Below are 26957 nucleotides of genomic sequence, written 5' to 3'. Positions count from 1 at the left end.
TAACCATACTCAATAACAATATGCCGAAAAAAGAGCCCGGCGCTTAGCGTCGGGCTCTTTGGGTGCTCGCCTTGGCGCTAAAGGTTAACGCCTGCTTGGCTACGCCGTGGTGGATTCAAGAAAATCCTGGGCGAAACGCTGCAATACCCCACCGGCAGAGTAGATCGTGACCTCTTCGGCAGTATCAATGCGGCAGATCACCGGCACACGCTCAGTCGTACCACTCTGACGATGAATCACCAATGTTAGCTTGGCACGTGGCTGCGGCTCGCCTTCTACGTCGAAGACTTCCGTACCGTCCAGCGCTAGGGTTTTCCGTGTGGTGCCCTCTTCAAACTGCAGCGGCATCACCCCCATACCAATTAGGTTGGTACGGTGAATACGCTCAAACCCTTCAGCCACAATGGCTTCAACACCCGCCAGCGCAACGCCTTTCGCCGCCCAGTCACGGGAGGAGCCTTGACCATAATCAGCGCCGGCAATGATGATTAGCGGCTGCTTACGCGCCATGTAGGTTTCAATTGCTTCCCACATACGCGTTACAGTGCCTTCCGGCTCAACACGCGCCAACGACCCCTGCACAACATTGCCCTGCTCGTCATGCACCATTTCATTAAACAGCTTGGGGTTCGCCAAGGTCGCCCGCTGGGCGGTTAAATGGTCGCCGCGATGGGTCGCGTAGGAGTTAAAGTCCTCCTCTGGCAGGCCCATTTTGTGCAGGTACTCGCCTGCCGCACTGTCCATCATAATTGCGTTAGAAGGCGACAAATGATCCGTGGTGATGTTGTCAGGCAAAATCGCCAGTGGGCGCATGCCTTTCAAGTCACGCTCGGCAGCCATATTGCCTTCCCAGTAGGGTGGGCGACGAATATAGGTGCTCTGAGGCCGCCAGTCGTATAGCGGGCTTACCTGGGTACGGGCGCTCTTATCGAGATCAAACATCGGAATATAGGTTTGACGGAACTGCTCCGGTTTCACCGAGGCTTTAACGATGGCATCGATTTCACTATCGTCGGGCCAGATATCTTTCAGCGTTACAGGATTGCCATCTTGGTCGGTACCCAGCACGTCTTTCTCGATATCAAAACGGATAGTCCCCGCAATCGCATAGGCCACCACAAGTGGCGGTGAAGCCAAAAACGCCTGTTTGGCATAGGGGTGAATGCGCCCGTCAAAGTTACGGTTACCGGAAAGTACCGCCGTAGCGTAAAGATCCCGGTCGATAATCTCTTCCTGAATCGTCGGATCTAAAGCGCCAGACATACCGTTACAGGTCGTACAAGCGTAACCCACCACACCAAAGCCAAGGTTTTCCAGCTCATCCATCAGTTTGGCTTCTTCAAGATACATCTTGACGGTTTTCGAACCCGGCGCCAGCGACGACTTCACCCACGGCTTGCGGGTTAACCCTAAGCGGTTGGCATTGCGGGCGATTAAGCCTGCTGCCACCATGTTCCGTGGGTTAGAGGTATTCGTGCAGCTGGTAATAGCAGCAATAATGACCGCGCCATCGGGCATTTTACCCGCCTGCTCGTCGGCCCGTGCTTTATCCAGGTCGATCGCAATACCGCGCTGGGCAAGTTCTGAGGTGGGCAAGTGCGCGTGAGGGTTTGAAGGCCCTGCCAAGGTACGGGTAACGCTTGAAAGGTCAAAGCGCAGTATCCGACCGTACTCGGCCGTTTTGAGGCTATCTGCCCACAGCCCGGTGTGCCTGGCATAGGCCTCGACAAGCGCTACCTGCTCATCTTCACGCCCTGTAAGCTTGAGGTACTCAATGGTTTGATTGTCGATGTAGAACATCGCCGCCGTAGCACCGTACTCTGGCGTCATGTTGGAGATGGTCGCGCGGTCACCTACGGTCAGCGCATCGGCGCCCTCGCCATAAAACTCCAGGTACGCCCCCACAACGCGCTCTTTGCGCAGGAATTCGGTAATCGCAAGCACCATATCGGTGCTGGTAATACCCGGCTGCAGTTTGCCAGAGAGCTCCACACCGACGATATCCGGTAGGCGCATCATTGAGGCACGCCCCAGCATGACGCTTTCCGCTTCAAGGCCACCAACGCCAACGGAAATCACACCTAACGCATCGACCATGGGCGTGTGGCTATCGGTGCCTACGCAGGTATCTGGGTAAGCAATACGCATGCCCTTTTCATCGGGACGGCACTGCACTACCGGCGACATTTTCTCCAGATTGATCTGGTGCATAATGCCGTTGCCAGGAGGAATCACATCGACGTTCTCAAAAGCCACTTTGGTCCAGTTAATGAAATGGAAGCGGTCGTCGTTACGGCGATCTTCTACTTGGCGATTTTTGTCGAAGGCATCTTTCTCAAAACCAGCGTGCTCAACAGCCAGTGAGTGGTCAACGATCAGCTGCGTGGGCACTACTGGGTTAACTTTAGCGGGGTCGCCGCCTTTTTCAGCGATGGCATCGCGCAGGCCAGCAAGATCAACCAATGCAGTCTGGCCAAGAATGTCGTGACACACTACCCGCGCCGGATACCAAGGGAAATCCAGATCCTGTTTACGCTCTATAAGCTGCTTCAGCGCATCGGTGAGCAGCGCTGGGTCACAGCGGCGCACCAGCTGCTCGGCCAACACCCTGGAAGTATAGGGCAGCGCTGCGTAGGCACCAGGCTTGATGTCTTCAACGGCTTGACGCGCATCGAAGAAATCTACCGGAGCACCTTCTGCCGTCACGCCCGGCAGAGGTTTGCGATAATTCGTGTTCATAGCGTCTCTCACTTAGTCACGGCCCGCTAACGTTAGTCACGCGCGTCGATAGGTACCCATTCGCTCTTCTCAGGGCCAGTGTAGTCGGCGCTGGGGCGAATAATGCGGTTGTTAGCACGCTGCTCGAACACGTGCGCCGCCCAACCTGTTAGACGAGACATCACGAAAATCGGCGTAAACAGTTTGGTTGGAATATCCATGAAGTGGTAAGCACTGGCGTGGAAGAAGTCCGCGTTACAGAAAAGCTTCTTCTCACGCCACATGACTTCTTCACAGCGCACAGAAACGGGGTACAACACGCTGTCACCTACGTCGTCCGCGAGCTTCTTCGACCACTCTTTGATGATTTCATTACGTGGGTCAGACTCGCGATAAATCGCATGGCCAAAGCCCATGATTTTCTCTTTGCGCTCAAGCATTCCGAGCATTTCACGCTCAGCTTCTTCCGGCGAGGTCCAGTTCTCGATCATCGCCATGGCCGCTTCATTGGCACCACCGTGTAGCGGGCCACGCAGTGAGCCAATCGCGCCAGTCACGCAGGAGTGCATGTCCGAAAGCGTGGATGCGCAGACCCGTGCGGTAAAGGTTGATGCGTTAAATTCGTGCTCTGCATAAAGGATCAGCGAGACATTCATAACCCGCGCATGCAGCTCAGAAGCAGGTTCACCGCGCAGCATATGCAGGAAATGACCGCCTACCGAGGCATCGTCGGTTTCAGTCTCAATGCGCACGCCATCGTGACTAAAGCGATACCAGTAACAAATAATAGAAGGCAGCACCGCCAGCAAACGATCAGAGACATCCTGCTGCTGGTCAAAGCTCTCTTCTGTTTCCAGATTACCCAGCATGGAGGCGCCGGTGCGCATTACGTCCATTGGGTGGGCATCTTTAGGAATTTGCTCTAGCACGGTTTTTAGCGCATCCGGCAAGCCACGCAGGCTTTTCAGCTTAGTAATATAGTCATCCAACTCCGCCTGATTAGGCAGCTTGCCTTTCAAGAGCAGGTAAGCCACTTCTTCAAATTTCGCCTTCTCCGCCAGCTCTTTGATGTCAAAACCACGGTAGGTTAATCCAGAACCTGTTTTACCCACCGTACACAGCGCGGTACTACCGGCACTTTGACCACGCAGCCCTGCACTGTTTTGAGGTTTATCAGCCATGTTGTGTCTCCTGTTAACTCTTTTATATGTTTTAAATTTGAATAGGTGCGTTAACGACTATTACGCATCTTTTTGCTCGGCGAATAACGCGTCGAGCTTCTGTTCGAAATCGTGGTAATTCAAAAAGTCGTACAGCTCATCGCGGGTCTGCATAATGTCGACCACCTCTTTTTGGTGACCGTTATCCAGAATGCTCTGGTAAACCTGCAGGGCGGCAGCATTCATCGCGCGGAAGGCGGAAAGCGGATAGAGCACCATGCGGCAGCCAACGTCGCCTAACTCCTGCTGAGAGAATAGCGGCGTCGCGCCAAATTCAGTGATATTGGCCAGAATCGGGGCGTTAACCTGCGAACAGAAGGCACGATAATCATCCAGCGTGTGAACGGCTTCAGCGAAGATGGCGTCTGCCCCTGCTTCCACGCAGGCGTTGGCACGCTCGATGGCAGCGTCTAGGCCATCTTTCTGAAACGCATCGGTACGGGCAATCAGATAAAAATCAGGGTCTAACTTGGCATCAGCGGCGGCCTTGATGCGGTCAACCATTTCCTGTTGGGACACAATAGCTTTATTGGGGCGGTGGCCGCAGCGTTTTTGAGCTACTTGATCTTCCAGGTGAACGGCAGCCACGCCTGCGCGCTGCATCTCTTTAACGGTACGCGAAATATTAAAAGCGCCGCCCCAACCGGTGTCGATATCCACCAGCAGCGGAAGGTCGGTAGCACCGCAAATACGATGTGCATCTTCCACCACGTCGTTCATGCTGGTCATACCCAAATCAGGTAAGCCAAAAGAAGCGTTAGCCACACCACCGCCCGACAGATAAATCGCTTGATGCCCCACCCGCTCGGCCATCATCGCGGTATACGCGTTAATCGTGCCTAAAATCGGTAATGGACGGTTTGCTTCAAGCGCAGCACGAAAGCGAGCACCGGGTGACAGAGTAGAACCAGAGAGAGAGTGAGACATGGGCGTTATTTCCTTTAGCATTCGACCCCAGAGGCTTAGCTAGCCTGCGCGTCGTTGGTTTTTATCAAGACAGTGATCAAGACTGCTGGTCAAGAATGGCTGCGTAGCGGTCAGCAACATTTGCGCGTGAAGCGCTGACATGGCGACGCATGAGCAGCTCGGCAAGCTCGGCATCCCCCGCTTCAATGGCATCCACAATACGGTGGTGCTCCACAAAGGCGCGCTGAGGACGCGTGCCGCTTGCACTAAATTGGGTACGGTAAAGACGAACCAAATAGTAGAGATCATCACAGAGCAGGTTCATCAGCATCTTATTGTGGCTGCCCTGAACGATGCAGTAATGGAAATCAAGGTCGCCTTCACGCTGGTAGTAAGCCTCGCCTCGCTTGAGATCGGCCTGGCCTTCATGGAGTGCTAACACTTCGCGCAGCCCCTTTATCTCTTCGGCAGACATATGCTCAGCGGCCAAGCGTGCCGCCATGCTTTCTAACGCTTCGCGCACGTCAAACAGCTCTAAAAGCTCTTTCATGGAAAGCTTAACAACCCGGGCACCTACATGGGGCACGCGTTCGATTAGGCGGTGCGCTTCTAAGCGGCGCATGGCTTCACGCAACGGCCCACGTGAAATGCCGTACGTTTTAGACAGCCCCGGCTCGGTGATTTTGCTTCCCGGCGCCAGCTCACCACGCACAATAGCGTCTTGTAGCTGATGGAAAACCCTCTCAGCCAAGGTGCGCACTTCCGGCGACACCTGTTCAGCGGGTTTATCAGCAAGCTGATGTGAAGGAGAAACGAATAGGGTCATGTTTGATTGTCGACAATTAGTGAATAGGGGAACTTTAGCTCGTCATTTTTGTGCCGTCAACCAGGCAAAATGCCCGACGTTATTCGTCTTTCGTTGTAAACAACGAGCAAAATAAACTTAAGCTGTCAACAATCATACAGTAATCCTAATGCCTTTAAATGAAAGCGTGAGAAAGGCGTCGACGCATTTAACTGGTGTGCATGATTAACGACCTCTAAAATATGTCGCCCTTGTACCGGCCTGGCATTTGCATCATGACAACGGCGTTAACCATCAAAGCCCTGCCTTATTCACCTGACCCACTGGCGCTGTTTGCTCGTTTGCGAAAGCGCCCCGGCGCAGTGCTGCTCGATAGCGGCCGTCCGGTAGCCACCGGGCGTTATGACATACTGAGCAGCGACCCGCTGGCAACGCTTGAAATCACGCCAAGCGGCCATTCGATGTTCAACTCTACCCAGCTCCAACTGCCCGCTACGTTTAACGACATGAGTAGCAATACGGCAGGCAGCACCACCGCCCTGCAAGAGTGGATGCTAGCGCAGCTGCCCGGCACCCATGAAGAGAGCGAGCTGCCCTTCCTAGGCGGACTGATAGGCTACTGGAGCTACGATTTAGGCCGTAATAATCTAGCCACCCCTAGCCAGCATGCCAGTGCCACTGCGCTACCGTTGGCACGTCTTGGCCTATACGACTGGTGCATAACCATTGACCATGAGCGCCAACAAGCATGGTTGGTAGCCCCCCCATTACGGCAACAGCAGGTCACCGAATGGCTCACACACCCCCTTGTAGAGGATGACGAACACTTTTATTTAACCAGCCCTTTTCAAGCAGAGCTCAGCCAAGCTGATTACACCGAACGCTTTCATGCCGTTCAGCGCTATATACGCGCAGGGGATTGCTATCAAATCAACTTGGCCCAGCGCTTTTCAGCCAGCTACCAAGGGGATGAATGGCAGGCTTACCAGCGGCTGAGGAAGGCGACGCCTACGCCCTTCTCGGGATTTATGGCGTGGAAAAACCAAGCGGTGCTGTCACTCTCGCCAGAGCGCTTTATTCAGTGTAAAGACGGCCTGGTAGAAACTCGCCCGATTAAAGGCACGCGCCCCCGAGGCATTACACAAGAGGAAGACCGTGCGCTGGCTGAAGAGCTCCTCAGCAGCAGCAAAGACCGCGCCGAAAACATCATGATTGTGGATTTATTGCGCAATGACTTAGGCCGCGTGTGCACCCCTGGCACTATCCGCGTACCGCAACTCTGCCAGCTAGAGAGCTACCCTAACGTGCACCACCTGGTCAGCGTGGTGCAGGGCCAGCTTGCCGAAAATCACTCGCCTTTATCACTACTTACGGCGGCGTCTCCAGGCGGCTCGATTACCGGCGCTCCTAAAATACGTGCCATGCAGATTATCGACGAGCTGGAACCCTGCCAGCGCAGCGTCTATTGCGGCAGCTTAGGTTATTTAGACACCCGGGGCAGCATGGATACCTCTATTGCGATACGCACAATGGTGGCAGACGCCGGTACGCTACACGTATGGGCCGGCGGCGGCCTCGTGGCCGACTCGAAAGCCGAGGAGGAGTACGCAGAAACGCTGGATAAAATTCGTCACCTGATAGGCGCTTTGGAATAAAAAACCAGCCACTTAAATCAAAAAGAAATATAAAAGCCTAACCAAACGGTATTGGGGAGAAAGGCCCACCCTTTGTTAGTCTAGCGCTAACAGCAGAGGTTTAATGGCACGTTTTTACAGACCATTTATTAAAGGGAGGCTGCATGTCCTCGGTACTTGACGACATTAACCGCGATTTTGCCAATAACCCTCAGGGCCTAATTGAGTGGGCTTTTAGCCAAGGCAGTCGCCCCATTTGCACCACCAATTTTCGTCCGTTCGAAGCGGTCATTTTGCACATGGTGACCCAGGTGCGCCCCGACACCCCAATTGTGTGGATGGACAGCGGCTACAACACTGATGCCACCTATCAATTTGCCGATGCATTAATCCAGCGCCTTGACCTAAATATGGTGAGCTTTTTACCGACACGTACCCGCGCACACCGGGAAGCGTTAGAAGGGCCAATGCCCGGCATTGACGACCCACGCCATGCAGGCTTCACCCAAGAAGTGAAGATTGAGCCGTTTGAGCGCGCGCTGAGAGAAATGCAGCCTGATGTGTGGTTCACCGCGCTACGGGCCGAAGACACCCCTGAGCGCGCTAAAATGCAGGTCGCTAGTCGCAACAGCAATGGCCTATTAAAAGTCGCTCCACTGCTTCAGTGGACTGCGAAAGATATGTATGAATACTTACAAGCCCATGATCTACCAAACAATTTCGACTATTTCGACCCCACTAAGGTGGAAGAGAAACGGGAATGTGGGCTGCATCTACAGCATTAACGTTAAAGTACGTCTGCAATAGTAGAAAGCGAAAAAAATGCGTGTGCCCAGGCTTTTAGCCTGGGCGCACTTGCTTCACTAGGCCTAATGCTCTGGAAGCTCGACACCTTCAAACAGCGCCTGCTCATAGCGGGGGCCAGCCAGTAGCGCCTCATCGACTCGCTCGCGGGTTAAGTGCGGTGCAAACCGCGCCAAAAAGTCATACATATAGCCGCGCATAAAGGTGCCACGACGTATGCCAATTTTAGTGGTTGAACTAGCAAATAGATGGCTGGCATCCAGGGCTACTAGGTCACTATCCAACGCCGAGTCAACCGCCATATGGGCGACAATACCCACTCCCATACCCAGGCGCACATAGGTTTTTATAACATCCGCATCTGCTGCGGTAAGCACCACGTTAGGCGTTAAGCCCTTCGCTTTAAAGGCGTCGTCCAGCTGCGAACGGCCGGTAAAACCAAAGACATAAGTGACCAGCGGATGCTCGGCCAAGGCTTCCAAAGTAAGCGGCCCTTTGAGCAAGGCAAGAGGGTGCTCTTTTGGCACCAGCACACAGCGATTCCAACGGTAGCAAGGTAGCAGCACCAAATCGGTAAAAAGCTCCAGCGACTCTGTCGCTATGGCAAAATCCGCTAAGCCTTCGCTCACCATCTGGGCAATTTGTTTAGGCGTACCCTGCTGCATGTGTAGCGCAACTTCCGGGTACTTTTGGGTAAATTCGCTAATAATGGGCGGCAGTGCGTAACGTGCTTGGGTATGCGTTGTAGCAATGGCTAAACTGCCACGGCGCTCGTCGCTATGCTCTTGCGCTACCTGCTTAATATTCTCACTTAGCTTAAGCACTTGCCCAGCAAGCTCAATAATCGACTGTCCGGCAGGCGTGACGCGGGTTAAGTGTTTACCGCTGCGGGCAAAAATCTCAACGCCCAACTCATCCTCTAACAAACGTATTTGTTTGGAAATACCCGGCTGAGAGGTAAACAGACTCTGGGCAGTGGCCGAAACGTTCAGATTGTGTCGGTTGACTTCCCAGATATAGCGAAGTTGCTGTAGCTTCATATCCTCACCTGATTATCTATGCAGGAAGCACGCTAAAGCGCATCCTCGCGCCGCTATGGGTTTGTGCTTTTCTCGAAGCGCTTGTAGCTACTCGCCTCAAGAGCACTAATATGAATAAAAAAACATTCTATAATTCACTTATAGTATAAAAAATAGCGTCCATGAGCATCTTTTAATTTTCCCTACCCCACACAGAGCCATCGTAGTAAATTTGCCAGTATCCTCCGCGCCCGCTAACATCTGCCCACTTGGCGCGGTGAGAGTGCGCTAACAAACCGCGTAAAGACCGTTGCTCCACTTGAGGCAACGTAACAGCAAGAGCAACGCAAACGGGAGAATCAAATGGCTACTAATATTGATGTCACCAACGCCAATTTCGAGCAAGAAGTTCTTAACGCCGAACAGCCTGTCCTGCTGAAATTCTGGGCCCCCTGGTGCGGCCCCTGTAAAGTAATGGCGCCTGTCGTTGATGAAGTGGCTGCTGAGCGTGGCGACAATATTAAAGTGGTAAGCGTGAACGTAGACGACGCACCAGAAATTGCTGCCGAGCAAGGCGTGCGCGGCGTACCAACGGTAATGCTGTTTAAGTCAGGCACTAAAGTGGCTTCCCTAGTGGGCGCACAGTCCAAGTCACAGCTGACTCAATTCATCGACCAAAACGCCTAATCTCGCTAAACGCGGCGTTTCATCACCAGAAACGACGTTTTATGCGTAGATCACGTTTAGCTACCGTTGACCTTGTTGACGGTAGCTAGATTTCACGCTTGGAAGGTGGCTTGCGCGCCTCTTCCAGACGTTTATCCTTTATTCGACGCTTTCCCGGCCCTAAAAGATGCGCAATCCAGCGTGTTTGTGGGTGGCTGTCGAGTGCAATTTTAAGCGTCATGGTTAATACCACCGATAACAGCATACCAGCAGCGCCAAATATCCACCCCCACACCACCAGTGAAAGAAACGCCACAAACGTCGAAAGCCCTAACGCTTGGCCCATTACCCGTGGCTCAATCAGGTTACCTAGAATAAAGTTGATCGCTAAATAAGCTGAGGCTAGCAATAGCGCCTGAAATACGCCGCCATCCTGTGCGACCAGCAATAGAAGCACCGGAGGGATAGCCGCTAATGCCGAGCCGATGTTAGGAATAAAGTTAAGCGCAAAGGCCAGCACGCCCCATAGCAGCGGAAAGTCTACACCTACTAATAAACAGGAGAGCCACACTAGCACTGCTGTGGCCAGACTAATCATCGTTTTAACCGCCAGATAACGCTTCAGCGTTAAGCTAAACTCGCTAAAACGTTTCAAGCTAGGCGCCGGATTTTCCAGTGCCCGAGACACTTTATCTCGAAAGTTTAGCGTCTCAAAGAGCATAAAAATGACCAGCAGCGCAACAATACTGGCTTGCATAAATAGGCTGCCAAGCTCACCCAGGACTTTAGGTACCCAAGAATCACCCTCTTCCATGTTGAATAGCTGACCAAGTTGATCAGGGTTAATCGCCATACCGTGGGCAGCCAACGTATTGAGCAGATCCCAATAGTGCTCATTAAGACGCTCCTCAATCTCCGGCAGCGCCTCCACAAAGGTGCCGAAGCTATTGACCACCAGCAGGCCGATAAGTGAAATAAACCCCAACAGCACCAACAGAATAATGCACGCCGCAGCGCGTACATTAACCCCCCAGCGGTTTAGCCACTGCACAGGCGACGTACACACTACGGCAATGAATACCGCGAGCAAGAGAGGCACCAGCAGGTCTGCACCCACCTTCATACCTGCAATAATGACCACCAACGCCGCAATAGCTAAGGTAGCGTTTAAAGGGATACTGCGATAATCCTCATCCGACAACTTCGACATAACTCTATCCTTAGCGTGTTATCCCTACATAATGGCTGCTAGCGGCACATTGCACAAACTGCCCCATACCCAAACCATGCAAACAATAAGCAACTGTTTTTTGGCAACTCTTAGTCAGTGAACTTTATCCCGTCACTTACTTCCAACCAGCGTCACATTCGCATTTATTTTTCATACCGCTAGGCGAATGCCTCGCTTGCAAGGAAGTTAGCTATGAATAGTCTATCGAATCACCTACAACGGTTACGCTATGGCGTTCTCGGCAGCGCATTACTCGCACTGCTCGCAGCCCCGGCGGTTCAAGCAGCATCATCAACACCGCCTAGCCTGTTTGTTCAGGCCCAATCGTGGGTTGAGGTAGCACCCGACAAAGCAACGCTTAATGCGCGTCTGTGGGAAAACACCCCTGCCGTCTCTTCGCTTGAAGAGACCGACAGTGACGCGCTAAGCGAGGCCCGCGAACGGCTTGAAAACCGCGCCAGTCAGTTAATTGAGGCCATGGAGGCGATTGGCATTGAACAGCGCGCCATCAACGCAGGCTCGCTTAATGTTTATCCAGATCGCGTTGCTGGCCCACGCAATGAGAGTGGTGAACACGACACGCTTACGCGCACGCGTTTAGAGCGCCCGTTTAGCGTTGAGCTGACCGAGTTAGACCAGTTGGGCGAGGTGTTTGACGCGCTGATTAGCGCAGGCGTGAACGCTCTGGATGGCGTTCAATTTGACCTGCAAGACCGCGATGCTGCCACTGATGAAGCGCTTTCTAAGGCGCTGGAAAAGGCCCGCCACAAAGCAGAATTGATGGCGAGCACCCTAGATACTGAACTGGGTCACGTACAGCGTATTGAAGAGACCCAGTCGCCTATCTTCCAACCCCGCATGATGGCCATGCGTGCCGAAAGCGACGCAATGGGCAGCGGTTCAGCCAGCGACTACCGCCCCGGCACCATTCGTATTGATGCCGAGGTTAACGTCCAGTGGTTGCTTAAAGCGCAAGACGCTCAAGACCACCCAGATAGGGCTGAAGCGGCGCAGGAATAGTCACCGAGCCATCCGCCTGCTGGTGGTTTTCAAGCACCGCCAGCAGGCAACGCCCTACCGCTAAACCTGAACCGTTCAAAGTATGCAGTAGCTGAGGTTTCTTGGCATCCGGATGACGGAAGCGGGCCTGCATACGCCGTGCTTGAAAGTCTTCGCAGTTAGATACAGACGAAATTTCCCGATAGGTCTCCTGGCTAGGCAGCCACACTTCCAGGTCGTAGGTTTTCGCCGCGCCGAAGCCCATATCGCCCGTACACAGCGTCACTACACGGTACGGCAACGCCAGCGCCTGCAGAATGGCTTCAGCATGGCCACGCATCTCTTCCAGTGCTTCATAGCTCTTCTCTGGCTCAACGATCTGCACCATTTCGACTTTATCGAACTGGTGCTGACGGATCATACCGCGGGTATCACGGCCATGGGAGCCTGCTTCAGAACGAAAACAAGGCGTGTGAGCGGTAAGCTTCATTGGCAGTGCTGCCTGCTCAACGATTTCATCACGCACAAAATTTGTTAGCGGCACTTCAGAGGTGGGAATCAAGTGGTATTCCCGCTCATCATTGAGCTTAAACAGATCCTCGCCAAATTTTGGCAGTTGGCCGGTGCCCATCAGCGAATCGCGATTCACCATATACGGCACATAGCACTCTTCGTAGCCGTGCTGCTGGGTTTGGGTATCCAGCATGAACTGCGCCAGCGCACGATGCAGGCGCGCAATCGGCCCCCGCATTACCGCAAAACGCGCGCCGGTTAACTTAGCCGCCAACTCAAAATCGAGATAGCCTGATTTCTTGCCGAGATCAACGTGATCCAGCACCTCAAAATCAAACTCCCGGGGGGTACCCCAGCGGTGTAATTCGACATTGTCGTTTTCGTTTGCACCTTCCGGCACGCTTTCATGGGGCAGATTGGGAATACCGCTAATGGCGTCGTCCCACTCCTCCTGCACATCCGCCAGCTCACGTTTAGCCGTATCTAAGCGCTCGCCTAAATCGCTCACTTCATTTAGCAACGGCTGAATATCTTCACCATTGGCCTTTGCCTTACCAATGGCCTTGGAACGCATGTTGCGCTCGTTTTGCAGCTGCTCGGTCTGGGTTTGCAACTCACGGCGTCGGGACTCCAGCGCCTGCAATGCCGCTTTATCGAGTACGAAGCCCCGCCGGGCCAGTTGTTGCGCAGTTGCATCAAGTTCGCCGCGCAGCAGTTTCGGATCGAGCATGAGTTATCCCTTGGCCATAAATCAGTGAAACACGGCGCACACCGCCCGTGATAAAGAGGCCTATTGTAGGCAAAAGCACGGCGGGGAGCCATGGCTGCCTTGATGGGAAGTAATAGCTTACATGATGTAAGAATTTTGCTCTGGCGAAAGACCGTGGAGCAAGGCTGAGGTAGTTAGATAATTAATCATCCTGCAGCATGCTAATGACACCCTATACGCCTGTCTTTTTTGCTCATTCGCTCCAGGAAACAGGTAAGTCGCGCCTCACCCTGGGCAAAAAGATAGATACAGTCCGCCGATGCATGGGCTGCCTTTTATGCAGCAGGCGCTTTTTTATAGCCTACCGCTAAACTGCTAACATGTTGTCCATACTTCTTAATTATGCGCCCTCTTATGCCGACTGCTTTTGACCAAACACTCGCTGCCATCGATGCCCTGCATGGTGAAGACCCTCGCTCTACGACACTGGGCGATGGCACTTCATTGCCCCAAGAGCTTGCCTATGCCCAGCGCATGAGCCGCTGGCTAGAGAGAGTACACAACGCCCCCCATGACGTATTGCGCCTTGCAGTACGCGCACAGCACCTACAGCGTTGGCTAGTTCCGCGTGAGGAATACCCTGAAGGGCGCATAGGGTATTTAACCTGGCGGCGCGACCAGGGTGAGCGCGCAGGCGATACCACGGCTAAGTTAATGCGTGACGCAGGCTATAGCGACGCAGACGCCGAACGCGCAACGGCGATTATTCGCAAGAAAGGCCTCGGCCGCGACCCAGATGTCCAGGCGCTGGAAGATTGCGCTTGCTTGGTGTTTTTAGAAAACTACTTTACCGATTTCTCACGCAAAATTGACCATGACCACATGGTACGCATTGTGCAAAAAACCTGGGGCAAGATGTCACCCGAGGCCCACAAACTCGCCCTCACGCTGCCAATGTCTGACACCTCCGCCGCACTGGTGAAAGAAGCGTTAGAAAGCGCATAAACCTTGTCACCAAGATGCAGAGTAGCGGTGGCTGCGGTAAAGTAGCGCTATTTCCTATCCGCTTCCAGCAGTGACGGCCTGACCAACTATGATTGCATCCTTGGATACGCGCACGGCTCCTTTTAAGCGCTTGAGCAGCCACTACGTGCGTTTTCTTGAAGCCCTGCGCGCACGCGGCTTTGAAGGCGAGATTACCCCCGACTATGCCAACCGCACCGTGCTGGCAACGGATAACTCGATTTACCAGCGCCTGCCCCAAGCTGCGGTGTTCCCCAAGCATGCCGAAGACCTAGAGCGCCTAGCAAAGTTGGTTGCTGAGCTGCCCCACCGCGACATCGTGTTAACACCTCGGGGCGGCGGCACCGGCACCAACGGTCAATCACTAACGGACGGCATTGTGGTGGACGTTTCCCGCCATATGAACCAGATTTTAGAGATTGACGTGAACGCCCGGCGAGTACGCGTTCAAGCGGGCGTGGTGAAAGACCAGCTCAACGCCGCACTCAAGCCCCACGGGCTATTTTTTGCCCCGGAACTTTCAACCTCTAACCGTGCAACCATTGGCGGAATGATCTCCACCGATGCCAGCGGCCAGGGGAGCTGCGAGTACGGCAAAACCCGCGATCACGTATTGGAACTGGATACGGTTTTGCTGGGTGGTCAGCACTTGCACAGCCGCCCGTTAACCTCAGAGGAAGAGCAGGCTGAGTGCCAGCAGGACGGTATTCTCGGCCGCGTGCATACCACTGCTGCCACAATTATCGACCAACAGCGCGAGCTGATTAAGGCGAAATTCCCGCCGCTCAACCGCTGTTTAACGGGCTACGACTTGGCTCACCTGCGAGCAGCGGAAGGTCAGTTAAATTTAAACAGCCTACTGTGTGGCTCGGAAGGCTCGCTAGGCTTTTTGAATGAAGCAGTACTCAACGTGCTGCCAATTCCCAAGCACTCTATGCTGGTGAATGTGCGTTACCCAAGCTTTATGGATGCACTGCGCGATGCCAAAGCTTTAATGAGCGCCAGCGCACGCCCCACCTCAATCGAAACCATCGACGACACCGTTCTGCAACTGGCTATGCAGGACTTTGTATGGGACAGCGTGGCAGAGTTCTTCCCCGCCACCGGCAGCACGCCGATTCGCGGCATTAACCTGATTGAGTTTAATGACGACGATGAAAGCGCCCTTGCAGCGCGTGTGCGGGCGTTCACTGAACATTTGAGTCAAGACCCTACCGTAGAGCGCTTAGGCTACACCCTGGCCGAAGGACGAGCGCAGATCCAAAAAGTCTACGCCATGCGTAAACGCTCAGTGGGGCTGCTGGGGAACGTGCAGGGCGAAAAACGCCCAATTGCATTTGTAGAAGATACCGCCGTGCCGCCCGAGCACCTAGCGGACTTCATCACTGAGTTTCGCGCTGCCTTGGACGCCCGAAAGCTCTCCTACGGGATGTTTGGCCATGTGGATGCGGGCGTACTGCACGTACGCCCAGCGCTGGATATGAAAGACCCCGCACAGGAAAAGCTGATTCGTGAAATTTCTGATGAAGTAGCCGCCCTTACCCAGAAGTACGGCGGACTTTTGTGGGGGGAACACGGTAAAGGGGTTCGCTCTGAATACGGCCCCAAATTCTTTGGTGAACTGTACCCTAGCCTTCAGCGAGTAAAAGCCGCCTTTGATCCGCATAACCAGCTGAACCCCGGCAAGATTGCATCTCCCGCTGAACACCAGGAACTGATCGCTAAAGACAGCGACCCTGATTTGTTAACGGTTGATGGCGTACCGATGCGCGGTCAGCTTGATCGCAAAATTGACGAGCGGGCGTGGCAGGCTTACGACGCGGCGGTCTACTGCAACGGCAACGGTGCCTGTTACAACTACGATGTTGACGACCCCATGTGCCCCTCCTGGAAGGCCACCCGCGACCGGGTGCATTCGCCCAAGGGCCGTGCCAGCCTAATCCGGGAGTGGCTGCGACTGCAGCAGCAAGCGGGTATCGATGTAGTGGAGGAGTCGCGCAAGAAAAAGGCCGAGCGCAGCTGGGGCTTTGTTAAGAGCTTCCCTAAACGTGTCATGAACACCGTTAGCAAACAGCAACACCACGACTACTCCCACCAAGTGTATGACGCCATGGCGGGTTGTTTGGCGTGTAAATCCTGTGCGGGCCAGTGCCCGATTAAGGTCAACGTACCGCAGTTCCGCTCGCAGTTTTTAGAGGTCTACCATGGCCGCTATTTACGCCCACTGCGGGATTACCTGATCGGCGGCACCGAGGTCATGCTGCCCACATTGGCCAAAATCGCGCCGCTGTATAACGCCTTGCTTGGCCAGCGCTGGGTGGAAAAGCTGATGAGCAAGGGCCTGGGGGTTAGCGACTCCCCGTTGCTCTCCCGTGCCAGTGTGAAGAAACAGTTAAAGGCTTGGGGCGTGGCGGAAACCACACCAACGTCGCTTGCGCTACTCACAGAGCAGCAGCGGGCCAACAGCGTGATTATCGTTCAAGACGCGTTCACGACGCACTTTGAAGCCACACTCGTGATGGACGTGGTAGAGCTACTGTCGCGGCTGAATCTACGGGTGTTTGTGATGCCGTTTTCTGCCAATGGCAAACCGCTGCAGGTACAGGGCTTTTTGGGTGCCTTTGAGCGCACGGCAGAAAAACAGGCCAAACGGTTGCGGTCATTGGCAGAGTTCGAGGTGCCCATGGTAGGGATCGACCCCGCCATGACACTGACCTACCGTCAGGAGTACGTCAAAGCCTTAGGTACCGAGCAGGTACCCGAGGTGCTGATGCTGCAAGAGTGGCTGGCCACCCGCATTAATACGTTAGCGCCGAGTCAGCTGACGTTAGCTGATCCTGGCTATAAGTTGCTTTCTCACTGCACTGAAAAAACCAATGCCCCAGGCAGCCCCAAGGCCTGGCAGCAGGTGTTTGCAGCATTTGGCTTAAAACTTGAACTGGCCAATACCGGCTGCTGCGGTATGTCCGGCACGTACGGACATGAAACCCGCAATGTGGCAACGTCAAAAACCATTTACGCCCAATCCTGGCAGCCCCAGGTGGAGGCCGAGGAAAATACGGGCAAGCTGCTAGCAACAGGCTACTCTTGCCGCAGCCAAGTGAAACGCTACTCTGCGCAAACCCTACCGCATCCGCTTCAGGCGCTGCTTAGGTGCCTGCGCAGCCGTTAAGCTTGCTATAAGCGAATGAAAGGGGCTTACATCGGATGTAAGCCCCTTTTTTATTACACTGCATTTTCTATTTCACGGATTAAGCAACTATCCAGCTGTTACTCCGTGAAAGGCAGCGAGGAGTGGTGCAGCACAATGCGCAGCTCGCCTTCATCGTCTAGCTGATAGCCCCAGCTCTTATCTACTGTGGTGGTGTTGCCATCGCTATCCAGGATAGAAACATTGCCCACAGTCATCGCTGTATCACCGCTAATAAAGATAGCTGCGTTATCAATGGTCACTTCCTGCCAGCCATTCAGTGCGAAGCCGCTATCGTTGGGGAATTCATCGCTATGCCCAACAAAGTAAGCCAGCGCGCCCTCGGGCGTGGTACGGAAAGTTTGCGGCGCGGCTGCTAACGTTGGTTTAAATAGCACCGGCCCCATCTCATAGCCATAAGCGCTATCAATAACCGATTGGGCCAGTTCACTGGCGGCCTCAATGCCGTCGTTTTCATAGGTGTTTGAGATATTTACCAGCGCTTCACCCCACGCTTTTTGCGCTTCGATCACCTGTTCTTCCGTAATGTCTCCGCCTAAATGCGTTACCTCATAGGCGCCTGCTAAGGAGGCAGTACCGATACCCATACCCAGCACGGCGCTAGTAAAAAGTACTTTAATCATTACTATTGATCTCCTAAGTACATATAAAAAGGCAGTGAACGTTTTGCTTCACTGCTCTACTTAGCACGCCGGTATACCTTCATGCTAAGAAACCTACTTGAACGCAGGCTCTTGCCATCAATCAGACTGACACCTCTTAAAAGTTAACCAAGAAGCGAAGTTAATAGGCGCTCTAAAAAAATAGTCTTTTTAACGCGAGTCCAGGGTTCTCTTCACGCATAAAGGCTTCGCCGACCAAAAAGCCGTTTACATCGTGGTCACGCATTAGCTCTACGTCATCGCTGGTATGGATACCAGACTCGGTAATTACCGTGACGCCTTCAGGAATGCTTGGCAGCAGGTCAAGAGTGGTATTCAGGCTCGTATCAAAGGTGTGTAGGTTGCGGTTGTTGATGCCCACCAGCTTCAGGTTCAGCGCCAAGGCGCGCTCTAGCTCAGTGGCGTCGTGGACTTCTACCAATACATCCATCCCTAAAGCGTTAGCCTGCTGATGCAGATCGCGCAGTTGAAAGTCGTCCAGGGCAGCGACAATCAGCAAGATGCAGTCTGCGCCAATGGCCCGGGCTTCGGTCACTTGGTAACCATAGGTAATAAAGTCTTTACGAATCACTGGCAGCTCGCACGCGTCACGGGCGGCGATCAAGTAATCTTCATGGCCTTGAAAAAAATCCGCATCGGTCAGCACCGAGAGACACGCAGCTCCTCCTTGGGCATAGCTTTGCGCAATATCCGCAGGGTGAAAATCTTCGCGCATTACCCCTTTAGAGGGCGAAGCTTTTTTTACCTCGGCGATCACCGCCGCATCACCCGCAGCAATACGGGCATTCAACGCATCAATAAAGCCACGGGGAGCGCTCTGCTTTTCAGCCAGCGCCAGCAAATCCGCTTCACTGACCGCTTGGCGGCGCTCAGCCACCTCTTGGTCTTTACGGGCCAAAATACGCGTTAAAATTGTCGGTGTTGCCTGGTCGCTCATTGAAGTATTTATCCTTTAAAAACGCTGGTGAAGTGCGAAAGCTCTTTTAACTTTTCAAGCGGCAGCTTGGAGGCTTGGGCATCCTGGGCCACCATCACGCCCTCTTTTAAGCTATCGGCAACGCCCGCACAGTAAAGCGCTGCACCCGCATTCAGGGCAACCATATCCGCAGCCGCACCTTCGCCACTTAACGCAGCTTTTACCAGCCTCAAGCTGTCTTCAGCGCTAGCCGCTTTCAGCGTTGCTAAGCTTTGGCGTTCAATACCCAGCGCTTCCGGGGTAATGGTGTACTGGGTAATGTCGCCCTCTTTGAGTTCCGCCACCAGCGTAGGTGCCGCCAGGGAAATTTCATCTAGGCCATCTTCTGAATGCACTACCATTACGTGGCGGCTGCCAAGCTTTTTGAGCACTTCAGCCATGAGTGGCACAAGCTCGGGAGCATAGACCCCCAGCACTTGGTTTGGTGCACTGGCAGGGTTAGTCAGCGGGCCAAGAATGTTAAATAGCGTGCGCACACCCATTTCACGGCGCGGGCCAATAGCGTAACGCATTGCGGGGTGGTGGTTGGGAGCAAACATAAAGCCAACCCCCACCTGCTCAATACAGCGAGTTACCTCTTCCGGTTTAAGGTCAAGATAAATACCGGCTATATCGAATAAATCTGCACTACCTGACGAGGAAGAGACGCTGCGGTTACCGTGCTTAGCCACATGAGCGCCACCCGCAGCAGCCACAAAGCTAGCTGCCGTCGAGACGTTAAACAGATTAGCGCCATCACCACCGGTACCCACAATATCTACCACGTTGTCGGTATTAAGCGTCACCCGCTTCATTAGCTCGCGCATTACCTGGGCGGCTGCGCTAATTTCCACGGCGCTTTCGCCTTTCATGGCCAGTCCCACCAGCAGGCCACCAATTTGCGCATCAGAGGCTTCGCCGGTCATGATCTGGCGCATCAGCGCGTGCATCGCATCGAAAGAGAGGTCTTCGCGGCGCATCACCGCGTTAATTGCATCTCGCATTTGCATGAACAGGAAAGCCTCTAAAGCGTATGAATTTGGCGATCAGCCGCGTTGTAAAAAATTGGCCAATAACGCATGACCTTGGCGCGTGAGTATCGACTCAGGATGAAACTGTACCCCTTCAATATCCAAGTTACGATGGCGAAAACCCATTATCAACCCAGGCGTTACGTCATCGCTTGCCGTCAAGGCGGTGACCTCTAAACAGTCGGGTAAGCTTACTTCATCCACAACGAGCGAATGGTAGCGAGTTACCTCGAGCGGGTTTTCAAGCCCATTAAATACGCCTTGCCCCCAATGCACTACGGCAGACGTTTTGCCATGCATAACCTCTGGCGCACGCACTACCTTACCACCGTATACCTGACCAATCGCCTGGTGCCCAAGGCAGACACCCAAAATAGGCAGTGTACCGGCAAAATGGGTAATAGCCGCCAATGAAATACCCGCTTCGTTAGGCGTACAAGGTCCCGGTGAAATCACCAAATGAGTAGGCGCGATGGCCTCGATTTGTTCAAGGGTAAGCTCATCGTTGCGGTAGGTCATTACCTCCGCACCAAGCTCACTCAGGTACTGAACGATATTGAAGGTAAAGCTATCATAATTATCGATCATCAAAACTTTAGGCTTGCTAAACAACTGATTAACGTCAACATTAGCCATCTATCTACTCGCAGTTACCAAGGCTAGTACCCAGGCTCATCCTTTAACATCGATCAGGGATTGTACCGCCCTACCTATGCATCCGCCACGCGCTATCGCTAGGCCAGAAGCCTAGTCCTGTACTTATAAAAACAAAACAGATGGCAACCTTAAGCAGGCAAGAGGCTAACCGGCTATTAGTAGTAACGGCTATAGATAGAGCGGTAAAAGCACCGCACAACAACGTGCTGTACGATGCTTTGATTTGCTTCGATAAGCTTAGGCGGGAGATTTTGCTTGCTTAGGGCTATGGGCTGCGTGCAGACGGGCAATTAACTGGTCTTCTAGCGCAAAGCGCTCGGTAAGGCCTTTTGCCAGTCGGTCAATCCAGGCAGGTAAGCGCACCAAGTTTTGCTGGCAACGCACCGGCGACGCAAAGTCTTCGTCAAACTCCAGCACCATAGCAGTAGACATTTCTAGCCGCTCCAGCAGCTTCGAGGCAATTAGCAAAGCGCTTTCGTCGTTGAACGCTTTGGCCTCTTCCGCTAGCTGAGGGTAAATTTCAAAATGCCCGGCGCTGATATAGTCCATTAACAGCTCACTGAAGACATCAACACGCGCTTTGCTAACCGCTTCCAATTCAGCATCGCAGGCGTCTTTCAGTTCGATAAAGCTAACCAAAAGCGCGCGACGTTGATCCAGCCAACGGTCAATCAAACTGTGCACGCCCCCCCAGCGCTCCAGGGCATTTTTGCAATCTTCGAGCATGGGGTTTTCTCCTTGCAGATAACCACCTTTGATAAGGCTAGACTCGCCTTTCCATCTAACCCTGTCAATCCCAGCAGGTACGGTTTCCATGATACTAAAGGCCAATCTATCTATAGGCTGGCCGCGTATGAATGCTTAACTAGCGCTTGATGGCCACCCACAAAATACGCAGCGGTGCGATAGCTAAGATTAAAAAGCCCACCAAAGTCCACGCGGGTAGCGAAAGGCCTAACAGCATAAAGTCAATTTCGGCGCACTCTCCAGAACCAGTGAGCACCATAGCGACTACTTCCTGCATAGGCAGGATATCCATCATGTAGTCCAGGCCAGGACCGCATGAGGGGACTTGGTCAGCGGGCAGGCTCTGCAACCAAACGTGACGACCCGCAATAAACGCGCCGACACCTACCGCGATTACCCCAAGCGCGCCATAAACGCTCTTACCTATACGACCACGGGGGTTATGCATCGCGGCGACGGCCAACACTAGCCCAGCGGCTATCACCGCTACACGCTGAAAAATACACAATGGGCAGGGGGCAAGCCCGGCAATATGCTCAAGGGCCAGGGCGACCGCCATCATGACAACGCAGAATGCAACACCGACTAGCGCAGCGGGGCGAATAGAAGCGGCGCTCATTGGCTATCCTCTGATGAGATAGCCGAAAGCGCACGAGACTCACGCGCTTTGGCAAAATAGCTGCCTAGAAACTCGCTAAAACTTTCTTGATCAGCGGCTTCGATATCCCGCTGCTGCTGGTGGGAGGTTTCAATGAGCTGTGCTAACAGCGCCTCACGGGAGCGCAGCATCGGCGTAGCTTTAAGCTTATCCGCCTGCTCTTTCGCTAGGCTTAATAACGTATCACTCAGCGAACCATTACCCTCTTGTAGACGAGCCAGCATCTGCGCTGACGGCGTCAATGATGGATCCTTCAGTCGTGGCGCTAACGCTTCTAGCGCGGCGGCATGGGGGGTGCCCTCTTCCACTGCATCCAGCAGGCGTGCGACTTCGCCTAGTTCTGCAAATATCTGTTCGCCCCACGCTCGCACGGTGGTGGTTTCACAGTTATGTATTAGCGTTAGCGCCGGGTCGCGACCACGCTCTACCACCAAGCGGCGGTTGTCATCCAGGCGGTCGCACTCCTCATCAGAGATCCAGGGGCTATCGCTCAGCAGGCACCACATCAAAAAGGTGTCGACAAAACGCATCTGCGTTTCGGTAACGCCTAGCGGGTCGAAAGGGTTTAAATCCAGGCAGCGCACTTCAATGTACTCAACCCCACGCGCTTCAAGTGCTTGGCTGGGCGTTTCATTGTGCTTGGCTACCCGCTTGGGACGAATATCGCTGTAATATTCGTTCTCAATTTGCAGAATATTGGCGTTTAGCTGATGCCACTCTTCGCCGGTTTTTACGCCTAGCTTTTCATAGTCAGGCCACGGAGAAGAGATCGCATGACGCAGCGTATTAACGTAGTTAGACAGCGAGTTAAAGCAGATTTTTAGCTGCGATTGTACTTTGTTCTGGTAGCCCAAATCCGACATCCGCAGGGTCGTCGCATACGGCGCAAAGTAGGTATCGTCGCTGAGTGACTGTAGCTTTTCAGGCACTTTACCTTCAGGTAAAAAGCTCTTATCGATGGCCGGTGAGGCACCAAACAGATAAAGCAGCAGCCAGCTATGGCGCCGAAAATGCCGAATCATGCCGAAATAACGGGTGGAGCGATAATCGTTAAAGGGAATGTTCGTGGCTTTTTCCATCTCACGCAGAGCGTGCCACATATCTTCTGGCAGCGAGACGTTGTAATGCACACCTGCAATTGCCTGCATTATGCGCCCGTAGCGCACATCCAACCCTTTTCGATAGACATGCTTCATGGTGCCAACATTAGAGCTGCCATAGTCAGCTATCGGCACGCTTTCATTGCCCGACAGCCGCGAAGGCATACTGCCGGGCCATATCCACTCATTGTCTAGGTGATGATAAGTAAAGGTATGCAGGTCTGATAAGAACGCCAACGCTTCACGTGGCTCTGAGTACACCGGCGTTATGTACTCAAGCAGTGCTTCTGAGTAGTCGGTAGTGATATGCGGATGCGTTAATTTAGAGCCTAACGCCTGGGGATGCGGCGTTTGGGCAATATGACCATTGGCATCAACCCGCAGCCCTTCTTTTTCCAGCCCGCGACGCAGGCGACCTAACCGCCCTAGCCGAGCGCTAGGCAGCAAGCGCTCAACTTGGGCAGTTAGCGAGGATGGCACAGTGAGAGGTTCAGGCAAGGTGAACACTCCTTGTCAGTAAGGCCCGCCATAAGCAGGCCTTGGTGAAATCAGCTGGCATTGCCATGGTCGTTTTTCATGCTTTCTAGCGAGAACAGAAAGCAGGATATGGCGGCAATCCTGTTTTTTTCAAGACACGCGACTATTTGCCCTGCTTTGCTTTAAGCAGCGCTGCGCCTAATGCTCCCATGGCCGCGGGGGCCTCATTTGGCTTGGGCTTACTGCCCTGTTGCTGGTTATCCTGTCGACTACTGCGCGGTGGTTTGCGTGGTTCGTGGCTAGCCGTGCCGCTGGCCGTAGCTTGGGCTTGCTGTTCTGGTTCATCGTCCAAACGCATGGAAAGCCCTACCCGCTTGCGGGAAATATCCACGCTCATTACTTTGACGCTGACAATATCGCCCGCCTTAACCACGCTGCGCGGATCGTCGATAAAGCGGTCAGAAAGGGCTGAAATGTGCACGAGTCCGTCTTGGTGAACGCCCACATCCACAAAGGCGCCGAAGTGCGTCACGTTGGTCACAGTGCCTTCTAACACCATTCCCAGTTTTAAGTCTTTCAGAGTTTCAACGCCTTCGCGGAACTCAGCGGCTTTAAACTCAGGGCGCGGGTCGCGCCCCGGCTTATCCAGCTCTTTTAGAATATCGCTCACCGTGGGCACGCCAAAACGCTCGTCGGCAAAATCAGCGGGCTTAAGCGCTTTTAAGGTAGCGCTGTCACCAATCAAGCCCTTTACATCCCGACGATTCTGCTTGGCAATGCGCTCCACCAGGGTATAAGCCTCGGGGTGAACAGCGCTGGCATCCAATGGGTTTTCGGCATTGCTGATGCGCAAGAAGCCGGCACACTGCTCAAAGGTTTTTGGCCCCAGGCGGCTAACCTCTAACAGCTCTTTACGGCTTTTGAACGCGCCTTGGACATTGCGCTGGGCCACGATATTCTCGGCAATCGCCGCGCTCAGGCCTGCCACGCGAGAAAGCAGTGCGCTAGACGCAGTGTTGAGATCCACACCAACCGCGTTAACACAGTCTTCTATGACAACTTCCAGGCTACGTGACAGCTGCACCTGGGAAACATCATGTTGATATTGGCCTACACCAATGGATTTAGGCTCAATTTTAACCAGCTCTGCGAGTGGATCTTGCAAACGGCGGGCAATAGAGACAGCGCCCCGAACGGTCACATCAAGATCCGGCAACTCACGGGAGGCATATTCAGACGCAGAGTAAACCGAAGCACCCGCTTCAGACACCATCACTTTGCTCAAACGATATGCCGGCGCTAATGCTTTCAGTAGCTCGCCCGCCAGTTTGTCGGTTTCGCGGCTTGCTGTGCCGTTACCCACGGCAATCAACTGAACATCGTGCTGTTTAACAAGCTTCGCCAAAACCCCCAACGACTCATCCCAGCGATTTTGCGGCGCATGGGGATAAATAGTGGCTTGATCAACGAACTGCCCAGTCGCATCGACCACCGCTACTTTACAACCAGTTCTTAACCCTGGATCAATGGCAAGCGTCACTTTTTGACCTGCTGGCGCTGCCAACAGCAAGTCTTTTAAGTTAGCTGCAAATACTTCAATCGCTGTTAGCTCAGCCTGTTCCCGCAGACGCCCTAACAGCTCTGTCTCAAGCGCCGTATAGAGCTTCACTCGCCAGGTCCAGCGCACTACTTCAGCTAACCATTTATCCGCTGGGCGGCTTTGATCACTAATACCAAACTGTTTGGCAATGGCGACCTGGGCAGGGTGTATCGGGGCTTCCTCTTCGCCGGGAAGCCGTATCGACAGGCTGAGCACTCCTTCATTACGCGCTCGGAACATCGCCAAGGCGCGATGAGATGGCGCTTTGGCGATTTTTTCATCGTGCTCGAAATAGTCGGAGAACTTGGCGCCTTCCTGTTGCTTGCCATCTAACACGCGGGCACTTAGCTCGCCCTCTTGCCAGAGGCGCTCGCGCAGTTGACCAATCAACTCGGGGTCTTCTGCAAAGCGCTCCATCAAAATCTGTTTAGCACCATCTAACGCGGCTTTAGCATCCTCAATGGCGGGGATATCGCCCTCTGCGGGGCGCAGATAGTGGGCTGCTTCGCTTTCTGGATTAAGGGATGGATTAGCAAGTAGCGCATCCGCCAATGGCTGAAGGCCTGCTTCGCGAGCAATTTGCGCTTTGGTGCGGCGCTTTTTCTTAAACGGTAGGTATAGATCTTCAAGGCGCTGTTTGGTCTCAGCAGCGTCAATGCTGGCTTTTAGCGTGGCATCAAGCTTGCCCTGCTCATCAATGGCAGAGAGTACCGCCGTGCGGCGCTCTTCAAGCTCGCGCAGATAGCGCAGACGCTCATCGAGTTGGCGAAGCTGGATATCGTCTAATGCGCCGGTGACTTCTTTCCGGTAGCGGGCAATGAAAGGCACGGTAGCGCCGCCATCTAAAAGTGCGACCGTGGCGGATACTTGCTCGAGACGTACGCTTAGCTCAGTCGCTAGGCGGGAAATAATACGCTGATTGACATCCATAAATTGCAACTAACTCATGCAGCATTTTTAAGTGCCAACAAGGTATCACAAACCCACAGCGGCTGGCATGGGTTGGCCACGAGTGACGCTACTTTAAAGCAAGCAACAAGCCTTTAAGTAGGCACAAAACGCAGGGCTACGCCGTTGTTACACCAGCGTAGGCCTGTAGGCTCTGGTCCGTCGTTAAACACGTGCCCCTGATGACCTTCGCAGCGGGCGCAGTGATATTCGGTTCTGGGCCATATCATCTTGAAATCTAATTTAGAGAGAAGATGACCTTCTATATGGGTGTAAAAGCTTGGCCAACCCGTGCCTGAATCATATTTCATGGCACTGGTAAAAAGCAGCAAATCACACCCAGCGCAGCGGTACTCCCCATCCCTCACTTCGCTATCCAATGGACTAGAGAAAGAGGGCTCAGTGCCCTCTTTACGAAGCACATAAAAGGCATCGTCGGAAAGACGCTCTCGCCACGCCTCTTCACTCAGCGTCAGTTTTTCAATACCGGGGGCTGCCTCAAGATTCAAACGTGGAAAACCATACGATACACCTGGAAGTGCACCCGCTAATCCGGTTAGGCCAGCCAAACCTAAAAATTGACGCCGTTTCATAAGCGCAGCTCCCATCGAAGACATGAAAGGAATAGACCACAAAAAAGGGGCAGTGCCTCAGCACTACCCCT

The 26957-nt window shown here is 53.6% G+C and carries 21 protein-coding genes and 1 pseudogene; 6 read left to right on the top strand and 16 right to left on the bottom strand.

The genetic code is table 11. The features are described from left to right. Positions 1–99: 99 nt before the first annotated feature. The 4 genes from acnD to P8S54_RS16905 form a co-directional block, all read right to left on the bottom strand. A complete protein-coding gene (acnD, locus tag P8S54_RS16920; RefSeq protein ID WP_281442665.1) occupies positions 100–2739 on the bottom strand; it encodes a Fe/S-dependent 2-methylisocitrate dehydratase AcnD in 2640 nt (879 codons plus the stop codon). Positions 2740–2771: 32 nt separating this feature from the next. Further along, positions 2772–3899 carry a 2-methylcitrate synthase gene (prpC, locus tag P8S54_RS16915; protein WP_281442664.1) on the bottom strand — a complete coding sequence of 376 codons (1128 nt, stop codon included), beginning with the start codon at positions 3897–3899 and terminating at the stop codon, positions 2772–2774. Between the two features lie 60 nt (positions 3900–3959). Beyond that, positions 3960–4865, bottom strand: coding sequence for a methylisocitrate lyase (gene prpB, locus P8S54_RS16910; protein ID WP_281442663.1), 906 nt, complete (start codon positions 4863–4865; stop codon positions 3960–3962). A 76-nt stretch (positions 4866–4941) separates the two neighbouring features. Next, on the bottom strand, positions 4942–5670 hold the full coding sequence (locus P8S54_RS16905; protein WP_009098649.1) for a GntR family transcriptional regulator: 729 nt from the start codon (positions 5668–5670) through the stop codon (positions 4942–4944). 254 nt (positions 5671–5924) lie between these two features. Here P8S54_RS16905 and pabB point away from each other — a divergent pair, with 254 nt between their 5' ends. Beyond that, on the top strand, positions 5925–7304 hold the full coding sequence (gene pabB, locus P8S54_RS16900) for an aminodeoxychorismate synthase component I (protein ID WP_281442662.1): 1380 nt from the start codon (positions 5925–5927) through the stop codon (positions 7302–7304). Between the two features lie 143 nt (positions 7305–7447). Next, positions 7448–8068: a phosphoadenosine phosphosulfate reductase family protein gene (locus P8S54_RS16895; protein ID WP_281442661.1), complete on the top strand. Its 621-nt coding sequence runs from the start codon at positions 7448–7450 to the stop codon at positions 8066–8068. 84 nt (positions 8069–8152) lie between these two features. Here P8S54_RS16895 and cysB read toward each other — a convergent pair whose 3' ends face one another. After that, complete coding sequence (gene cysB / locus P8S54_RS16890) at positions 8153–9127, bottom strand: HTH-type transcriptional regulator CysB (protein WP_009098655.1); 975 nt, start codon at positions 9125–9127, stop codon at positions 8153–8155. A gap of 330 nt (positions 9128–9457) precedes the next feature. Between cysB and trxA the strand changes: the two are divergent. Then, positions 9458–9793: pseudogene (gene trxA, locus P8S54_RS16885) on the top strand (thioredoxin); the annotation flags it as partial. Positions 9794–9878: 85 nt separating this feature from the next. Here trxA and P8S54_RS16880 read toward each other — a convergent pair. After that, on the bottom strand, positions 9879–10982 hold the full coding sequence (locus P8S54_RS16880) for an AI-2E family transporter (protein WP_281442660.1): 1104 nt from the start codon (positions 10980–10982) through the stop codon (positions 9879–9881). Between the two features lie 213 nt (positions 10983–11195). Here P8S54_RS16880 and P8S54_RS16875 point away from each other — a divergent pair, with 213 nt between their 5' ends. Beyond that, the gene (locus P8S54_RS16875; protein WP_281442659.1) at positions 11196–12023 is read left to right on the top strand and encodes an SIMPL domain-containing protein; all 828 of its coding nucleotides are present in this window, start codon (positions 11196–11198) and stop codon (positions 12021–12023) included. Here the strand turns inward: P8S54_RS16875 and serS are convergent. Beyond that, on the bottom strand, positions 11968–13245 hold the full coding sequence (gene serS / locus P8S54_RS16870) for a serine--tRNA ligase (protein WP_281442658.1): 1278 nt from the start codon (positions 13243–13245) through the stop codon (positions 11968–11970). The genes P8S54_RS16875 and serS overlap by 56 nt on opposite strands. A 393-nt stretch (positions 13246–13638) precedes the next feature. Here serS and P8S54_RS16865 point away from each other — a divergent pair, with 393 nt between their 5' ends. Next, on the top strand, positions 13639–14229 hold the full coding sequence (locus tag P8S54_RS16865) for a DUF4202 domain-containing protein (RefSeq protein WP_281442657.1): 591 nt from the start codon (positions 13639–13641) through the stop codon (positions 14227–14229). Positions 14230–14317: 88 nt separating this feature from the next. After that, positions 14318–17419: an FAD-binding and (Fe-S)-binding domain-containing protein gene (locus tag P8S54_RS16860; RefSeq protein ID WP_281442656.1), complete on the top strand. Its 3102-nt coding sequence runs from the start codon at positions 14318–14320 to the stop codon at positions 17417–17419. Between the two features lie 98 nt (positions 17420–17517). Here P8S54_RS16860 and P8S54_RS16855 read toward each other — a convergent pair whose 3' ends face one another. From P8S54_RS16855 to msrB, 9 genes are all read right to left on the bottom strand, one after another. Further along, on the bottom strand, positions 17518–18081 hold the full coding sequence (locus tag P8S54_RS16855; protein ID WP_281442655.1) for a phosphoribosyl-AMP cyclohydrolase: 564 nt from the start codon (positions 18079–18081) through the stop codon (positions 17518–17520). Between the two features lie 172 nt (positions 18082–18253). Further along, a complete protein-coding gene (gene trpC, locus P8S54_RS16850; RefSeq protein WP_009098664.1) occupies positions 18254–19057 on the bottom strand; it encodes an indole-3-glycerol phosphate synthase TrpC in 804 nt (267 codons plus the stop codon). Between the two features lie 8 nt (positions 19058–19065). Then, complete coding sequence (gene trpD / locus P8S54_RS16845; protein ID WP_281442654.1) at positions 19066–20085, bottom strand: anthranilate phosphoribosyltransferase; 1020 nt, start codon at positions 20083–20085, stop codon at positions 19066–19068. Positions 20086–20121: 36 nt separating this feature from the next. Beyond that, complete coding sequence (locus P8S54_RS16840) at positions 20122–20742, bottom strand: aminodeoxychorismate/anthranilate synthase component II (RefSeq protein WP_281442653.1); 621 nt, start codon at positions 20740–20742, stop codon at positions 20122–20124. A gap of 258 nt (positions 20743–21000) precedes the next feature. Continuing rightward, positions 21001–21489, bottom strand: a complete 489-nt coding sequence (gene rsd / locus P8S54_RS16835) for a sigma D regulator (protein WP_281442652.1) — start codon at positions 21487–21489, stop codon at positions 21001–21003. A 139-nt stretch (positions 21490–21628) separates the two neighbouring features. Beyond that, positions 21629–22129 (bottom strand): disulfide bond formation protein B, encoded by a 501-nt coding sequence (locus tag P8S54_RS16830; protein ID WP_281442651.1) that lies wholly within the window; start codon positions 22127–22129, stop codon positions 21629–21631. Further along, on the bottom strand, positions 22126–23766 hold the full coding sequence (gene gshA, locus P8S54_RS16825) for a glutamate--cysteine ligase (protein WP_281442650.1): 1641 nt from the start codon (positions 23764–23766) through the stop codon (positions 22126–22128). The genes P8S54_RS16830 and gshA overlap by 4 nt, the downstream gene beginning before the upstream one ends. 142 nt (positions 23767–23908) lie before the next feature. Then, positions 23909–26275, bottom strand: coding sequence for a Tex family protein (locus P8S54_RS16820; protein ID WP_281442649.1), 2367 nt, complete (start codon positions 26273–26275; stop codon positions 23909–23911). A 113-nt stretch (positions 26276–26388) separates the two neighbouring features. Continuing rightward, positions 26389–26886, bottom strand: a complete 498-nt coding sequence (gene msrB / locus P8S54_RS16815) for a peptide-methionine (R)-S-oxide reductase MsrB (protein WP_009098676.1) — start codon at positions 26884–26886, stop codon at positions 26389–26391. Positions 26887–26957: the final 71 nt, after the last annotated feature.

Source organism: Halomonas sp. M1 (assembly GCF_029581375.1).
In the GTDB taxonomy this organism is placed as follows: Bacteria; Pseudomonadota; Gammaproteobacteria; order Pseudomonadales; family Halomonadaceae; genus Vreelandella.
The sequence above is the reverse complement of the archived record's forward strand: the minus strand, read 5'-3'. Positions and strand labels throughout refer to the sequence as shown.

Excerpts from the sequence above, each read along its gene's own strand:
- acnD (WP_281442665.1), bottom strand. The coding sequence starts at position 2,739 with ATGAACACGAATTATCGCAAACCTCTGCCGGGCGTGACGGCAGAAGGT.
- prpC (WP_281442664.1), bottom strand. The coding sequence starts at position 3,899 with ATGGCTGATAAACCTCAAAACAGTGCAGGGCTGCGTGGTCAAAGTGCC.
- prpB (WP_281442663.1), bottom strand. The coding sequence starts at position 4,865 with ATGTCTCACTCTCTCTCTGGTTCTACTCTGTCACCCGGTGCTCGCTTT.
- P8S54_RS16905 (WP_009098649.1), bottom strand. The coding sequence starts at position 5,670 with ATGACCCTATTCGTTTCTCCTTCACATCAGCTTGCTGATAAACCCGCT.
- pabB (WP_281442662.1), top strand. The coding sequence starts at position 5,925 with ATGACAACGGCGTTAACCATCAAAGCCCTGCCTTATTCACCTGACCCA.
- P8S54_RS16895 (WP_281442661.1), top strand. The coding sequence starts at position 7,448 with ATGTCCTCGGTACTTGACGACATTAACCGCGATTTTGCCAATAACCCT.
- cysB (WP_009098655.1), bottom strand. The coding sequence starts at position 9,127 with ATGAAGCTACAGCAACTTCGCTATATCTGGGAAGTCAACCGACACAAT.
- P8S54_RS16880 (WP_281442660.1), bottom strand. The coding sequence starts at position 10,982 with ATGTCGAAGTTGTCGGATGAGGATTATCGCAGTATCCCTTTAAACGCT.
- P8S54_RS16875 (WP_281442659.1), top strand. The coding sequence starts at position 11,196 with ATGAATAGTCTATCGAATCACCTACAACGGTTACGCTATGGCGTTCTC.
- serS (WP_281442658.1), bottom strand. The coding sequence starts at position 13,245 with ATGCTCGATCCGAAACTGCTGCGCGGCGAACTTGATGCAACTGCGCAA.
- P8S54_RS16865 (WP_281442657.1), top strand. The coding sequence starts at position 13,639 with ATGCCGACTGCTTTTGACCAAACACTCGCTGCCATCGATGCCCTGCAT.
- P8S54_RS16860 (WP_281442656.1), top strand. The coding sequence starts at position 14,318 with ATGATTGCATCCTTGGATACGCGCACGGCTCCTTTTAAGCGCTTGAGC.
- P8S54_RS16855 (WP_281442655.1), bottom strand. The coding sequence starts at position 18,081 with ATGATTAAAGTACTTTTTACTAGCGCCGTGCTGGGTATGGGTATCGGT.
- trpC (WP_009098664.1), bottom strand. The coding sequence starts at position 19,057 with ATGAGCGACCAGGCAACACCGACAATTTTAACGCGTATTTTGGCCCGT.
- trpD (WP_281442654.1), bottom strand. The coding sequence starts at position 20,085 with ATGCAAATGCGAGATGCAATTAACGCGGTGATGCGCCGCGAAGACCTC.
- P8S54_RS16840 (WP_281442653.1), bottom strand. The coding sequence starts at position 20,742 with ATGGCTAATGTTGACGTTAATCAGTTGTTTAGCAAGCCTAAAGTTTTG.
- rsd (WP_281442652.1), bottom strand. The coding sequence starts at position 21,489 with ATGCTCGAAGATTGCAAAAATGCCCTGGAGCGCTGGGGGGGCGTGCAC.
- P8S54_RS16830 (WP_281442651.1), bottom strand. The coding sequence starts at position 22,129 with ATGAGCGCCGCTTCTATTCGCCCCGCTGCGCTAGTCGGTGTTGCATTC.
- P8S54_RS16820 (WP_281442649.1), bottom strand. The coding sequence starts at position 26,275 with ATGGATGTCAATCAGCGTATTATTTCCCGCCTAGCGACTGAGCTAAGC.
- msrB (WP_009098676.1), bottom strand. The coding sequence starts at position 26,886 with ATGAAACGGCGTCAATTTTTAGGTTTGGCTGGCCTAACCGGATTAGCG.